Raw genomic sequence first — 13479 nt, 5'->3', positions numbered from 1 at the left:
CGTTTTGCTCTTGAGGACTTATCTCGTGTCCAACGTCGTTGCCGATCATCTTGTTTTGCTCGACCACCTGCGCAGCATCCTGGTCGCCGTAGGTGAGGCCGAACAGGTTCCCGAAGAAAGCCATGCCCTGTTCCTGGAGCGCTTCGACGAACTGCTCGCATCGCTGCCGATCGACCCGATCGAAAGCCAGTACCTGGGCCAGGACATCCTGACTCAAGTGATTAGCCGTTACCCGCAAATCGCCCACCTGATCCCGCGCGATCTGCTGTGGTTCTTCGCCGGTGACTGCCTGCACTACCTGTCCGATGAAGAGATCGACCTGTATCAGGCGCTGGAAGAACGCCGTTACGAAGCTGAACAGAACGACGAACCGTTCGACTGGAATCAGGAAAAACAGCTGCTCGCGATGTCCGCTCAGGACAGCAAGCACTGATTTAACTGTTTGGTTGAAAATCAAAAGATCGCAGCCTTCGGCAGCTCCTACAGTGGACTCACGCAATCCCCTGTAGGAGCTGCCGAAGGCTGCGATCTTTTGCTTCTGCGTTAGAGCAGCCCTTCGCTTTCCGGTAATTCATACGCCATGGCTGCGTTACTCGCACCACCTGACTTGCCCGGCTTGCTCAAGGTAGGCTCTTTCTGCAGACACTCCACCAGATAGTCGATAAACACCCGCAACTTGGGAGGCAGATAGCGCGTCGGCGAATGCAGCAACCACAGTCCGCCATGGTAGGACGCGAGGAAGGTCCAGTCCGGCAGCACCTGCACAATCAACTTCTGCTCAAGTGCGTAACGGGCAGTGAAATACGGCAGGCTGCCAATGCCGATGTGCTGCAACACCGCGCCCAAGCGCACGCCCGTGTGATTGGCGGCATAGCGACCGCGCACACCCACCGTCACTGCCTTGCTGCCTTTCTTGAATTTCCAGCGTGCATCACTGGGGGTTTCACCCAGATAGATACAACTGTGATTGAGCAAATCATGGGGGTGGGTCGGTGTGCCGTGCTCAGCCAGGTATTGCGGCGTGGCACAGAGCAAATGATCGATGGTCAGCAATTGCCGCCCGACCAGCCCGGCCGGTGGTCGATCGGTGATTCGAATCGCCAGATCGACATGGTCGTCGATCAAATCGACCTGGCGATCTTCCAGCAGCAACTCGACATCGACCTTGGGATAGCGTCGCAGAAACTCGGGCATGTGCGGATGAATCACGAAGCGACCTACCGCTTTCGGTACGCTGACCCGCACGAGCCCTTCCGCTTCATGGGTGAACTGGCCGCTGATTTCCATCACCGATTTCGCCGCGCTGACCATTTCCTGACAACGCTTGAAAACCTCTTCTCCACCATCACTCAAACGCAGCTTGCGCGTGGTGCGCTGCAACAACCGCGTGGCCAAGGCTTTTTCCAGCCGCGAAATACTACGGCTCACCGCTGACGGCGATGAGCCCAGTTGCCGAGCGGCTTCAGAGAAGCTGCCGGTCTCCACAACCTTGACGAAAATCGCCATTTCACCGAGCAGCGGTAGCGGCAGATTGATGCTCACAGCGCACAAGTCCTTTGATGTTTGAACGGATTATCACGTTATTGCACGATTCATATAATAAAAACAGAAACTTTAATAAGGGCATGGAATATGACGCTTCGCCTCTTTTTCCATAGTGATGACCTCAAGGCCAATGTGGAAGTCCTCGACTGCACGCCCCAAGAGCACGAATTCGCCGTGGTATTGCGCGCCACACTGTTTCATCCGCAAGGCGGCGGTCAGCCATGTGATACCGGCTGGATCGGCGAAAGCCAGGTACTGCGTGTAGTGCAGGAGCCGGAGCGGATCATTCATTTTGTCGACCGACCGGTAAAGCTCGGCATGACCTGTATTCGTGTTGACGAAGAGCGTCGCCGGTTCAATACGCGCATGCATTCAGCCGGCCACCTGATCGGGCATTTCGTTCAGGCCATGGGCTGGATGCCGATCAAGGCCCACCACTGGCCGGATGAAGGTCGCGTGCAATTCAAACCCGGTGATGCCGCGCAGGAAGTCGACGCCGAGACCGTTCAGTGCGGCATCGGCCAGTGGATCGAACACGATCTACCCCGCCTGACCTCGCTGCGCGAAGGTGCGCGGGAGATCGGTTTCGGTGAACTCCCGGCTTATGGCTGCGGCGGCACCCATGTACGTAGCCTGAAGGATCTGGGCACAGTCACGATCGCGTCCCTTTCGCAGAAGAAAGGCACGCTGTCCGTCCACTACAGCGTGGATTGAGCATTCCGGACGTTGCCTCACGCAGCGTCCGACGCCGGGGAACTGCACTCGCAGCTTCCGTAGACTATCGATAGATGGACCTAAAAAAAATGATGCTAGACGTCGAGCGTCTCGATGAGACGTGCATAAAAAAACTGGCCAACGAAGAAGTCCTCGCCATCCGCGTCAAAGGCTTTTTGCCGGAGCCGCTGGCCATTCAGATTGGCGACAAGATTCTCGCTCCAGGCTTTGAGGGTTACATCAACGCACCGAGTATCGGCCGCATCGGCATGGCCTTTTACGAGGCGGAAAACCAGCCGCTGCTGATCGAGGATTACTTCGAACGCGCCACCAGCAACATCGCCGAACTGCGCAATCGCTGCGCGCCCTACTCTTCACCGATCGACACCTTGCGCTGCATGCTCGACGAGTCCTGGCCGGCCGGTGCGCACCTGGAAAACCTCTATGGACGGAAAATGTATGTCGGCCTTTCGCGAGTGGTGAAACCCGGCGTGTGCTTCCTCGCCCACCACGACATCTTCGCCAAAGACGCCCCGGACAGCTTCCAGGCCCGCAGCCTGGAGGCGCAGTTCGCTTGCAACGTCTATCTGAACATGCCGACCGAGGGCGGCGCGCTGCAGATGTGGGACGACGACATCAGCCCGGATCAATTCGACGAGATGCGTGGCGACAGCTACGGCATTGAACCGGCGCTGCTCGGCCCACCCACCCTCGAAGTCCGACCGCAACCCGGCGATTTCATCATGTTCAATTCGCGGCGCATGCACTCGGTGACCCCGGGCGTGGCCGATCCGCGTTTGAGTCTTTCCTTTTTTGTCGGCTATCGCGGCAATGCTTCACCCCTGACCTACTGGAGCTGAGATGTATTCGAATTATCTGGGCGAGTTTCTGGCGCTGGCTACCATTCACTTTCTGGCCGTGGTTGCTCCCGGCCCCGACTTCGCGGTCACCATTCGCCAAAGCGTTCGATTCGGCCGACTGGTGGGGATTTGCACGGCGCTGGGTATTGGCGCGGGGATTTCCGTACACGTGCTGTACACGCTGCTCGGTGTGGGCGCATTGATGCACACCACCCCGTGGTTGCTGACCGTGGCCAAAGTGGTTGGCGGTGCTTACATCCTGTATTTGGGTGTCAGCCTGTTGCGCAGCAAACCCAAATCGGCCATTGAAGGTGAGAAAACCAGCGAGGAGCCGGTGGTTGAACAAACCCTGTTCAAAGCCTTCAGCACCGGGTTTCTGACCAATGCGACCAACCCCAAGGCCACGCTGTTTTTCCTGGCTATTTTCACAACGATCATCAGCGCCAGCACGCCACTGCAAATCCAGGCCTTTTACGGACTGTGGATGTGTTTTGTGAATGCGCTGTGGTTTGTCGTGGTCGCGCTGTTTTTCTCGAGCAGTCGGGTTCGAGTGCTGTTCATGCGCATGGGACATTGGTTCGAACGCACCATGGGCGTGGTGCTGATTCTGTTTGCCGGGCGCTTGATGCTGTCCTGGTAAACAGACGGAAAACGCAAAAAGGCCCATCGAATCGCTTCGACGGGCCTTTTTCTTCATGACCTGATGGCACAAACACAAATCACGCGCATACAAAAACGCCGCTCTGTTGAGCGGCGTTTTTGTGAATATGGAGCGGGAAACGAGACTCGAACTCGCGACCCCGACCTTGGCAAGGTCGTGCTCTACCAACTGAGCTATTCCCGCAATGGCGTCCCCTAGGGGACTCGAACCCCTGTTACCGCCGTGAAAGGGCGGTGTCCTAGGCCACTAGACGAAGGGGACACAGGCTACAACTTTCACTAATAAAAACGCCGCTCACTGAGCGGCGTCTTTAGAATTTGGAGCGGGAAACGAGACTCGAACTCGCGACCCCGACCTTGGCAAGGTCGTGCTCTACCAACTGAGCTATTCCCGCAAATGGCGTCCCCTAGGGGACTCGAACCCCTGTTACCGCCGTGAAAGGGCGGTGTCCTAGGCCACTAGACGAAGGGGACACGCTACCCGGAACACATGGTGTGTGTTTCGGTGTCCAGATCCTTGTCCGAAGACTTGGTTCTGGTTTCACTCAGCACCGCCCGAAAGCGCTACTGTTTAAAATTGGAGCGGGAAACGAGACTCGAACTCGCGACCCCGACCTTGGCAAGGTCGTGCTCTACCAACTGAGCTATTCCCGCATTGGCGTCCCCTAGGGGACTCGAACCCCTGTTACCGCCGTGAAAGGGCGGTGTCCTAGGCCACTAGACGAAGGGGACACACTACAACATTCACTCCCTGCCGCGCTTCGCTGTGTGCTTTACGCTGCAAGTGGCGCGCATTCTATGGATGGATTGAGAGGTCGTCAACCCCTTGATATAAATTTATTTAAATCAATGACTTCGACCTGCTTTACGGCGGCAATCAGGCTTTTCCGTCGCCCGACGATTGACGCCTATATTCTGCCACTCGCCAAGACGTTATAGTCCACCGCACAGTGATGGCAATCTGCACCCGCAGCGCCAGCATTCATATAAGCAGCGTGCGGCCGATACAGATTGAACCTGCCGATCCAACTCGTCGAGCGGCGCTAGGCGGTTAAATGCCCAGCCACTACACTCGCATGCGAACCCTATAAAGAGGTCTTACCGGTGACACCACTCATGATCACCCTGCTTGTCATAGCCGGGATCGCAATTCTGATCGCCATTGGCTACATGAACCATGTGGTGGAAAACAACAAACTGGAGAAGGCCCGCACCAAGGTCGAACTCAACGACCGCCTGCGCCGCTGCGGCGAACTGACCGAAACCTTCCCGGGCCAGTTCATGACCCCGGCCCTCAAGCTGCTGCTGACCCGTCTGGAACTGAACGTCTGCCAGCGCCTGCTGAACCTGGAAAAAACCAGCGCCACCACCAAAGCGCGCATCACCGAACTGAGCGCCCTCGTCGCCCAAGGTGAATCGATCCCGGTCAACAACCCACCGGCACCGATCCTGACCGAAGCCAAAGCCAAAGACGTGCGATTCCTGCTCGAAGCCCTCCACGGCCAGATCACCCGCGCCGCCCACGACGGATTCCTGCCGCCGAACGAAGCCAAACACTGGATCCGCGAAGTCCGCCACATTCTGGTGCTGCTGCACATCGAGTTCTTCAACAACCTCGGCCAACAGTCCCTGCAACAAAACCAGCCAGGCCAGGCCCGCCTCGCCTTCGAACGCGGCGTGCAATACCTGCGCAAACAGCAGGATCCGCAGATGTACGCAGAACAACTGCAATACCTGGAAAAACTACTGGCCCGCGCCAACGCCCAGGTCATGGACAAAATTGCACCGGTTGAAGGTGAAGAGAACCAACTGACCGCCGGCCTCAAAGATGCCGAGGCCGATGCCGACTGGAAGAAGAAAGTGATTTACGACTGATTGCAGAGGTTGAAAAAGAAGCCACCGAGAGGTGGCTTTTTTGTCGGCTCGCGGGAGTGAACCTGATAGAAAACCGGTGAATGTGAGGCCGCTTTCGCGAGCAGGCTCGCTCCCACATTGGGACTGAGTACATCCGATAGAGGATTGGTCGGCTGTCAGGCCGCGATCGCGAGCAGGCTCACTCCTACATTGGGACTGAGTACATCCGATAGAGGATTGGTCGGCTGTCAGGCCGCCTTCGCGAGCAGGCTCGCTCCCACAGAAAAGCAAAAACAACGCCCACCTCACAACCGCTTCCGCTTCTCACCACTCAACAGGATGAGCGTTAGCTCGGCTGCAGCTCTTGATCTTAAGGCCCGTCGGCAGGCTGAGTGGAGGGATTGATCCGGGGGTGGGAGCGCAGCGACCGTTCGACGAAGTCGAACACATCGAGAGGAGGTGCAGCGAAGCAAACCGTAGGCGATGCCCCCGGATTAATCACGGAGCGAAGGAACCCCGAGCCCCAGCGAGCGGGCCGAACGTCAGGGCGCAGACCTTTTGGTTACTTTTGGGGCGTTTGCCAAAAGTGACCCGCTGTAAGAGCCATCCCTTTCAAGGTCTTCGGTAAAATCCCCTGAAATTTCATTCAGGGATCCCAAACGATGTGGGCCGATGTTCTAGCGCGTTTCGAGAAAAAAGCACCCGCCAGTGTCATGGCTAAATTGGCGCTGGAGCAGGCTATTGCCCCTGAGTGGGTCGATCAGGTTTTCGAAGAGCATCGGCAACGGCAGTATTCTCGTGAGCTACTGTTCTCGACCATCGTCAAGCTGATGTCCCTTGTTTCATTGGGCTTGAAGCCATCCCTGCACGCCGCCGCGCGGCAACTGGAAGATCTTCCTGTCAGTTTGGCGGCTCTCTACGACAAGATCAGTCGTACCGAACCCGCGCTGTTGCGCGCTCTGGTTACAGGCTGTGCACAACGCCTGGCTCCAACCATCAAACAGCTGGGTTGTACGGCGATGCTGCCGGGTTGGCAGATTCGGATAGTGGACGGTAATCACTTGGCATCTACTGAGAAACGCTTGGGGGCTTTACGCCACGAGCGCGGTGCTGCTCGTCCCGGCTTTTCGGTGGTGGCTTACGACCCGGACCTGGATCAGGTCATCGACCTTCAGGCGTGTGAGGATGCCTACGCAAGCGAGCGAGTGTGTGTGCTGCCTCTATTGGCCAGTGCCGAGCCGGGCCAGGTGTGGCTGGCTGATCGACTCTATTGCACGCTCCCGGTCATGGAAGCTTGTGAGCAGGCCCAGACGTCCTTTGTCATTCGCCAGCAAGCCAAGCATCCACGCTTGATTCAAGAAGGTGAGTGGCAAGAGCCGGTACCTGTGGAAACAGGCACTGTGCGCGAGCAGATCATCCAGGTCAGAGGCGGTTACCAATGTCGGCGGGTCGAGCTGACGCTTCATTCTCCAACGGACTCGGGAGACAGCAGCTTGATGTTCTGGAGCAACCTACCCCAGAGCGTCAGTGCACAGCAGATCGCAGAGCTCTATCGCCGCCGCTGGAGCATTGAAGGTATGTTCCAGCGACTGGAAGCGATTCTGGAAAGTGAAATCGAAACCCTTGGCAGCCCGAAGGCTGCCTTGCTCGGGTTCGCTACTGCGGTATTGGCCTACAACGTCCTGGCCGTCCTCAAACGAAGTGTCGAGCAAGCTCACCGGGAGACTCAACCTGAAGGATGGGAAGCTTCCATCTATCACTTGGCGGTTCAGGTCAGGAGTGGTTATGAGGGAATGCAGATTGCACTGCCCTCAGAATATCTTCCCGTTGTCCCTCTGGAGCAACTGGCCCAACGCCTGTTGGAGTTGGCCAGAAACATCCAGCCCAAACAAGTTGCGAAAAGCCCCCGCGGTCCCAAGGTGCCTAAACCCAAGACATGGGTTCAAGGCACAGCGGTCCATGCTCATGTTTCAACGGACAGAGTTATCAAGGCTGCCAAAACGAAAAGACCTTGAAAGGGATGGCTGTAAGAGCGGAACCGCCGGCAGCAGCACTCGAAAAAACGGATATACACCCAAACCCCAAGAGCATGGCCGGCCCAAAGGCCGCCAAGCGTCAAAGCCGAAAATGCCCAACCATCCCACGCAACTCACTCCCCAACTGCGCCAACTCAACACTCGAAGCCGCATTCCCACGCATCGCGATCGACGACTGATCCGCACTCGCACGAATACTCGTCACACTGCGGTTGATCTCCTCCGCCACCGAACTCTGCTCCTCGGCCGCCGCCGCAATCTGCTGATTCATCTGCTGAATCAACGACACCGCCGCCGCAATACTCCCCAGCGCACTCTCAGTCTGCAACGCATCACTGACCGCCAGCTTCACCAACTCCCCGCTGCTCTGAATCTGCTGCACCGACGAATGCGCCGCCAAGCGCAAGGCACTGACCAGCCGTTCAATTTCCTCAGTCGATTGCTGCGTGCGCCGAGCCAGCGCACGTACCTCATCGGCCACCACCGCAAAGCCCCTGCCCTGCTCCCCGGCCCGGGCCGCCTCGATCGCGGCATTCAACGCCAGTAAATTAGTCTGTTCAGCAACGCTTTTGATCACCCCCAGCACCGTGCCGATATTCTGGATTTCAGCACTGAGGCTTTCGATGCTCGAACTGGCCGACGTCGCCGAATCAGCCAACTGCTCGATGCGCGCCATGCTCTGGCGCACCACCTGCTGACCACTCTCGACCTTGTCATCCGCCGTCTGCGCGGCCAGCGCCGCTTCTTCGGCATTGCGCGCCACGTCATGCACAGTGGCGGTCATCTGGTTCATTGCCGTGGCGACCTGCTCGGTTTCTTCCTTCTGGCTGCTGACCTCAAGGTTGGTCTGCTCGGTGACCGCCGACAACGATTGCGCTGAACTGGCCAGTCGCTCGATCCCCGCCTGCAAACCGCTGACGATGGTGCTCAGACCCGCGCCCATCTGTTGCATCGCCAGCATCAACTGACCGATCTCGTCGCGCCGGGTCACCTCAACGGTCGCACTCAAGTCGCCGGCGGCAATCTGCTGGGCAACCTGAATCACGCTGCGCAATGGCGCGACGATCAGTCGGGTGATCAGCCACGCAGCGAGCAACCCGACGAGCAAAGCCAACGCCGATGAACCAATGATCAACAGCGAGTTTTTCTTCAGTTCCGCCTGCATCGCGCCATCTTCAGCAACATAAGCCTGATTCACCCGCTCGACCACCTCGTTGGCGCGCTGGTGCAATTGCTCGTAGACGGTTTTTTCCTGGACGAGCAAGCCGGTGTACTCGGCCAGTTTGTCGTTGAAACCGGCGATATGCCCGGACACCTCATTGAGTACAGTCAGGTAACCCTCATCCTTGACCGTAGTTTTAAGTTCTTCGGCCTGGGCCTGAGCCTGTGCGGCCTGTTCGATATTGCCCTTGCCAGCACTGTCGGCATCGCCCTTGCGGCTTTGATCGAGGCGAATCCGCGCTTCGTTCATCGCTTGCAGCATCAACCGCGACACCTGACTGACCTGACCGGCCTGCTCAATGAACTGCGCACCGTCCTTGCCCTCGGTGTCCTTCAAGGTATAAGCACCGTCGTCGGCAAGCCCGGCCTGCAACACGTCGAGGTTGTTGGCGACACTGGACACCGACCAACTGGCCATTTCCAGCGCAAGATCCTTGGCCTGAGTCAACGAGACAAACTCGTCGAACGCTTTGCGATAAGCGCCGAGCGACTGCTGCACATCATTCATGACCGGCACATTGGCCACCGACTGCGCCTTGAGCTGATCAGCCAGAGCAACTAGTTCGTCGACGCCCTTACGCAAGGCATCGGCCGTTTTCGGATCGCCTCGCAAGGCATACTCCTGCTCGAGCAGGCGCACTTTGAGCAGGCTGCTGTTGAGCGAAGACATCTGTTTCAGCCCGTCGAAACGCTGACTGATGGTTTGCAGGGACCAGACGCCAATAGCTGCCACCAGCGCCGTGAGGAGCAAAACCAGCACAAACCCGATACCCAGTTTTTTTGCCATACCGAGGTTGGCAAAACGTCCTTGCATGGCCGAAATCATTGCGCGTAGTCCCCTGCCATTGTCAGTAGAGCGAAGAGTCGCAACGGCCATCCACCGGCACAAGTCTCTGGCGTCGGAATAATGGCAAAAAGCTACGCCTGCGTCGTTTTCAGAACGCTTGAGGTCGATCCGAACCGGTGTGGCGAAAAAACTGCCGGGCGCGTGGATCACACGCGTAGGCGACGTTGATGCGCAGCCAATCGCTCGACTCGCCACTGGGGCTGAAGGTATCAGGCGCTGACAGCAACACACCGTAGCGTTGAGCCTGCCGGCGCACCCGAATCTGATCGCTCATGCGCGAGCGCGCCCAGATGAACAAGCCACCCGCAGGCTTGCCGAAAACCTCCCAATCGGCGTCCTCCAGCGCCTGCAACGCGGCCGCGCGATCGGCATTCAGCCGTTGACGCTGGCGTTGCACCAGTTTGCGGTAAGCGCCACTGACCATCAGGCTGGCCAACACGGCCTCGGAAAACCTCGACACCCCCAGCCCGCTGATCATTTTGACCTGCGCCAGGCGCCTGACAATGTCGCTGTCGGCGAAGACGAACCCGACCCGCAAGGAACTGCTCAGCGTCTTGGAAAAACTGCCCACGTAGATGACTCGCCCACCATCGTCCAGCGCCGCCAGTCGCGTACCGTTACCGGTATGCAAGTCCGCGTAGACGTCATCTTCGATCACACGCAGATCGTAGGCTTTGCTCAGTTGCAGGATGCGTTGCGCCACGCTCGGCGACAGGCAACTGCCTGTAGGGTTGTGATGATGACTGTTGATGAACAACGCACCGGGCCGAAACTGTTGCAGCAAAGTCTCCAGCGCTTCGATATCCGGCCCGTTCGGGGTTCGGCTCACCTCAAGCATACGCACGCCATGCAGGCGCAGCAGATCAAACAGCGGCGCGTACCCCGGCGTTTCGACCACCACGCAGTCTCCGGCCTTGAACAAGGTGCGCACGATCAGATCCAGCGCATGGCTGGCGCCGCCGGTACTCAGCAGCTGCGAACTGCGGGCCTCGATACTGAACAGCTTCAGGCGTTTGGCAATTTGCTCGCGCAACGCTGGGAGACCCAGGGGCGTGCTGTAGTTGAACAGGCTGGCCATGTCGGTGCGCGCCACCTCGCGCAGGGCATAACTGAGGTCGTCAGGCTCGCGCCAGCTTTGCGGCAGTCCGCCGCCACCAAGATTCAAGCCACCTGCGGCCTCGCAGACGGCATCGCACCAGGCAAACCGGCCTTCGAATGGCGCCAATTCATCCTCTGCGCCGAGTGTCGATGGCGAGGCGGCGACACTGAATCCGGTGCCTTGGCATGAGCTCAGAATGCCCTGCGATACCAGCCGTTCACACGCCTCGACCACACACGACTGGCTGAGCAGGTTGCCCCGGGCAATTTGCCGCACGGAGGGCAAACGGGTGGCCGGCGGTACGCCACTTTGCAGGATCCACTCGGTCAGTCCGTCAACAATCTGCTGCACGACCGGCACCATTGCCTGTCGATCAATTCTCAATTCCATGAGCAAGCAAACTCCTGTCCGTTTTGCTGGCGGCAGTAAATCACAGCCGCGCCGGACAGGCTGTGCGACAACGCCGCCAAAAGCGACCGTTCTAACCGTTTGATACACATTGTTTAAGGGACTTCACGGAACTGACCGTGCCCCACAAAAAAAGCCCGCAATGAATGCGGGCGGTTTTTTCTGGCGCTTTATTCAGAATGCGGTGACGCCGCCGTCCACTGCCAGCGAGTGGCCGGTGGTAAATGCGGCACCGTCGCTGCACAGGTACAACACGGCACTGGCAATTTCCTCGACTTTGCCAATGCGACCGACCGGGTGCATGGCATTGGCGAACTCGCCTTTCTTCGGGTCGGCCTCATAAGCGCGGCGGAACATGTCGGTATCGATCACCGCCGGGCACACCGCGTTGACGCGGATTTTCTTCTTGGCGTATTCGATGGCTGCCGATTTGGTCAAACCGATCACCGCGTGCTTCGACGCCGCGTAGATGCTCATCTTCGGCGCCGCGCCCAACCCGGCTACCGAGGCGGTATTGACGATCGCCCCGCCGCCCTGCGCCAGCAACAGTGGCAGTTGATACTTCATGCACAGCCAGACGCCTTTGACGTTGACACCCATGATCGCGTCGAACTCATCCATCGAGCCGTCGGCCAGTTTGCCTTTTTCGATTTCGATGCCGGCATTGTTGAAGGCATAGTCGAGACGGCCGTAGGTGTTGATGACCTCGTCCATCAGATTTTTCACTTCGCTTTCGACGGTAACGTTGCAGCGCACGAAGGTCGCTTCGCCTCCGGCGGTACGAATCAGCGCCACCGTGCCCTCGCCCCCTGCCGCGTCCAGGTCGGCGACCACCACTTTCAGGCCTTCGGCGGCGAACGCCTGCGCGGTCGCACGGCCGATGCCGTTGGCCGCGCCGGTAACTACGGCAACCTGACCGGAAAACGTCATGCTCATTGTTATGTCCTCGAAGGGATGGATGCAGGGGGATTTGTAGAGTGGCAGCATAGCCATTGAGGTCTGCCGAGCGTCAGCACTATCCAATGGCTGTTTAGGTGCCCATGCGTTGCAGTGATAAAACCTGCCAGGTGATCATCACTGCACTGGATCGGCGTGCATTCGCCGCATCAGCCGACCTTGCGCCAATGCTGTCGAGGGTCTATCAACAAGGCTTCATTCCGTTCGAGTGCCTGCCATGACCAACCAGACCAATCGCCAGTTCCTGCTCGCCAAACGCCCAGTGGGTGCGGCTACCCGCGAGACCTTCACCTATCAGGAAGTACCGGTCGGCGAACCAGCGGCGGGCCAGATTCTGGTCAAAAACGAATACCTGTCCCTCGACCCGGCCATGCGCGGCTGGATGAACGAAGGCAAGTCCTACATCCCGCCGGTCGGTATCGGTGAAGTCATGCGCGCGCTGGGCGTAGGTAAAGTCATCGCTTCGAACAATCCGGGCTTTGCGGTCGGGGATTACGTCAACGGTGCCATTGGCGTGCAGGATTACTTCCTCGGCGAACCAAGAGGTTTCTACAAAGTCGATCCGAAACTGGCGCCGTTGCCGGTGTATTTGTCAGCGTTGGGCATGACCGGCATGACCGCCTACTTCGCCCTGCTCGATGTCGGCGCACCGAAGGCCGGTGACACCGTAGTGTTGTCCGGCGCTGCGGGTGCAGTGGGCAGCATTGCCGGGCAGATTGCCAAGATCAAAGGTTGCCGTGTGGTTGGCATTGCCGGTGGCGCCGACAAGTGCAAATTCCTCATCGACGAATTGGGCTTTGACGGTGCCATCGACTACAAGTCCGAAGATGTCGTAGCCGGGCTTAAACGCGAATGCCCGAAAGGCGTCGACGTGTATTTCGACAACGTTGGCGGTGACATCCTTGATGCCGTGCTCAGCCGTTTGAACATGAAGGCGCGCGTGGTGATCTGCGGCGCGATCAGCCAGTACAACAACAAGGAAGCGGTCAAAGGCCCGGCCAACTACCTGTCGCTGCTGGTCAACCGCGCGCGCATGGAAGGCTTCGTGGTGATGGACTATGCCGCGCAATACGCCAGCGCTGCGCAGGAAATGGCCGGCTGGATGGCCAAGGGGCAGCTCAAGAGCAAGGAAGATATCGTCGAAGGCCTGGAGACCTTCCCGGAGACGCTGATGAAATTGTTCAGCGGTGAGAATTTTGGCAAGTTGGTACTGAAAATCTAAAATCACCACAAAACAAATGTAGGAGTGAGCCTGCTCGCGATAGCGGTGTGTCAGTC

General features: G+C 58.3%; 11 protein-coding genes and 6 tRNA genes. 7 read left to right on the top strand and 10 right to left on the bottom strand.

Annotated elements, in window-relative coordinates:
• Positions 1-25 precede the first annotated feature (25 nt).
• The gene (locus tag KBP52_RS26350) at positions 26-433 is read left to right on the top strand and encodes a PA2817 family protein (RefSeq protein ID WP_039760212.1); all 408 of its coding nucleotides are present in this window, start codon (positions 26-28) and stop codon (positions 431-433) included.
• A 110-nt stretch (positions 434-543) separates the two neighbouring features.
• Here the strand turns inward: KBP52_RS26350 and KBP52_RS26345 are convergent, their stop codons facing one another.
• Positions 544-1542: a LysR family transcriptional regulator gene (locus KBP52_RS26345; RefSeq protein ID WP_077574093.1), complete on the bottom strand. Its 999-nt coding sequence runs from the start codon at positions 1540-1542 to the stop codon at positions 544-546.
• Between the two features lie 90 nt (positions 1543-1632).
• Here KBP52_RS26345 and KBP52_RS26340 point away from each other — a divergent pair, with 90 nt between their 5' ends.
• The 3 genes from KBP52_RS26340 to KBP52_RS26330 all read left to right on the top strand — a co-directional run bounded on the left by KBP52_RS26340 (position 1633) and on the right by KBP52_RS26330 (position 3759).
• Complete coding sequence (locus tag KBP52_RS26340) at positions 1633-2259, top strand: alanyl-tRNA editing protein (protein WP_123594410.1); 627 nt, start codon at positions 1633-1635, stop codon at positions 2257-2259.
• An 89-nt stretch (positions 2260-2348) separates the two neighbouring features.
• On the top strand, positions 2349-3119 hold the full coding sequence (locus tag KBP52_RS26335) for a 2OG-Fe(II) oxygenase (protein ID WP_077574095.1): 771 nt from the start codon (positions 2349-2351) through the stop codon (positions 3117-3119).
• A gap of 1 nt (position 3120) precedes the next feature.
• Positions 3121-3759 carry a LysE family translocator gene (locus tag KBP52_RS26330; RefSeq protein ID WP_077574096.1) on the top strand — a complete coding sequence of 213 codons (639 nt, stop codon included), beginning with the start codon at positions 3121-3123 and terminating at the stop codon, positions 3757-3759.
• Between the two features lie 128 nt (positions 3760-3887).
• On the opposite strand, the gene KBP52_RS26325 is transcribed toward KBP52_RS26330, so the two are convergent.
• The 6 genes from KBP52_RS26325 to KBP52_RS26300 all read right to left on the bottom strand — a co-directional run bounded on the left by KBP52_RS26325 (position 3888) and on the right by KBP52_RS26300 (position 4511).
• A tRNA-Gly gene (locus tag KBP52_RS26325) sits at positions 3888-3963 on the bottom strand.
• Positions 3964-3965: 2 nt separating this feature from the next.
• Positions 3966-4041 (bottom strand) — tRNA-Glu (locus KBP52_RS26320).
• 57 nt (positions 4042-4098) lie between these two features.
• Positions 4099-4174, bottom strand: a tRNA-Gly gene (locus KBP52_RS26315).
• A gap of 3 nt (positions 4175-4177) precedes the next feature.
• A tRNA-Glu gene (locus KBP52_RS26310) sits at positions 4178-4253 on the bottom strand.
• 104 nt (positions 4254-4357) lie between these two features.
• A tRNA-Gly gene (locus KBP52_RS26305) sits at positions 4358-4433 on the bottom strand.
• A gap of 2 nt (positions 4434-4435) precedes the next feature.
• Positions 4436-4511 (bottom strand) — tRNA-Glu (locus tag KBP52_RS26300).
• Between the two features lie 384 nt (positions 4512-4895).
• On the opposite strand from KBP52_RS26300, the gene KBP52_RS26295 reads away from it, so the two are divergent.
• Positions 4896-5654: a hypothetical protein gene (locus tag KBP52_RS26295; protein ID WP_177412574.1), complete on the top strand. Its 759-nt coding sequence runs from the start codon at positions 4896-4898 to the stop codon at positions 5652-5654.
• A 692-nt stretch (positions 5655-6346) separates the two neighbouring features.
• On the top strand, positions 6347-7648 hold the full coding sequence (locus tag KBP52_RS26290) for an IS4 family transposase (protein ID WP_077573192.1): 1302 nt from the start codon (positions 6347-6349) through the stop codon (positions 7646-7648).
• A 100-nt stretch (positions 7649-7748) separates the two neighbouring features.
• Here KBP52_RS26290 and KBP52_RS26285 read toward each other — a convergent pair whose 3' ends face one another.
• The 3 genes from KBP52_RS26285 to KBP52_RS26275 all read right to left on the bottom strand — a co-directional run bounded on the left by KBP52_RS26285 (position 7749) and on the right by KBP52_RS26275 (position 12180).
• Entirely contained in the window at positions 7749-9716 is a 1968-nt protein-coding gene (locus tag KBP52_RS26285) for a methyl-accepting chemotaxis protein (RefSeq protein WP_212621295.1), read from the bottom strand.
• Positions 9717-9825: 109 nt separating this feature from the next.
• Positions 9826-11226, bottom strand: coding sequence for a PLP-dependent aminotransferase family protein (locus tag KBP52_RS26280; protein WP_212621294.1), 1401 nt, complete (start codon positions 11224-11226; stop codon positions 9826-9828).
• Between the two features lie 192 nt (positions 11227-11418).
• Positions 11419-12180: an SDR family oxidoreductase gene (locus KBP52_RS26275; RefSeq protein ID WP_016983635.1), complete on the bottom strand. Its 762-nt coding sequence runs from the start codon at positions 12178-12180 to the stop codon at positions 11419-11421.
• A gap of 238 nt (positions 12181-12418) precedes the next feature.
• Between KBP52_RS26275 and KBP52_RS26270 the strand changes: the two genes are divergently transcribed.
• Positions 12419-13423: an NADP-dependent oxidoreductase gene (locus KBP52_RS26270; protein WP_077574100.1), complete on the top strand. Its 1005-nt coding sequence runs from the start codon at positions 12419-12421 to the stop codon at positions 13421-13423.
• Positions 13424-13479: the final 56 nt, after the last annotated feature.

This window comes from Pseudomonas sp. SCA2728.1_7, assembly GCF_018138145.1.
Classification (GTDB): Bacteria; Pseudomonadota; Gammaproteobacteria; order Pseudomonadales; family Pseudomonadaceae; genus Aquipseudomonas; species Aquipseudomonas koreensis_A.
Note: the sequence above shows the minus strand (reverse complement) of the source record. Positions and strands in the feature narration are given on the sequence as shown.

Excerpts from the sequence above, each read along its gene's own strand:
- KBP52_RS26340 (WP_123594410.1), top strand. The coding sequence starts at position 1,633 with ATGACGCTTCGCCTCTTTTTCCATAGTGATGACCTCAAGGCCAATGTG.
- KBP52_RS26335 (WP_077574095.1), top strand. The coding sequence starts at position 2,349 with ATGATGCTAGACGTCGAGCGTCTCGATGAGACGTGCATAAAAAAACTG.
- KBP52_RS26330 (WP_077574096.1), top strand. The coding sequence starts at position 3,121 with ATGTATTCGAATTATCTGGGCGAGTTTCTGGCGCTGGCTACCATTCAC.
- KBP52_RS26295 (WP_177412574.1), top strand. The coding sequence starts at position 4,896 with ATGATCACCCTGCTTGTCATAGCCGGGATCGCAATTCTGATCGCCATT.
- KBP52_RS26290 (WP_077573192.1), top strand. The coding sequence starts at position 6,347 with ATGGCTAAATTGGCGCTGGAGCAGGCTATTGCCCCTGAGTGGGTCGAT.
- KBP52_RS26285 (WP_212621295.1), bottom strand. The coding sequence starts at position 9,716 with ATGATTTCGGCCATGCAAGGACGTTTTGCCAACCTCGGTATGGCAAAA.
- KBP52_RS26280 (WP_212621294.1), bottom strand. The coding sequence starts at position 11,226 with ATGGAATTGAGAATTGATCGACAGGCAATGGTGCCGGTCGTGCAGCAG.
- KBP52_RS26275 (WP_016983635.1), bottom strand. The coding sequence starts at position 12,180 with ATGAGCATGACGTTTTCCGGTCAGGTTGCCGTAGTTACCGGCGCGGCC.
- KBP52_RS26270 (WP_077574100.1), top strand. The coding sequence starts at position 12,419 with ATGACCAACCAGACCAATCGCCAGTTCCTGCTCGCCAAACGCCCAGTG.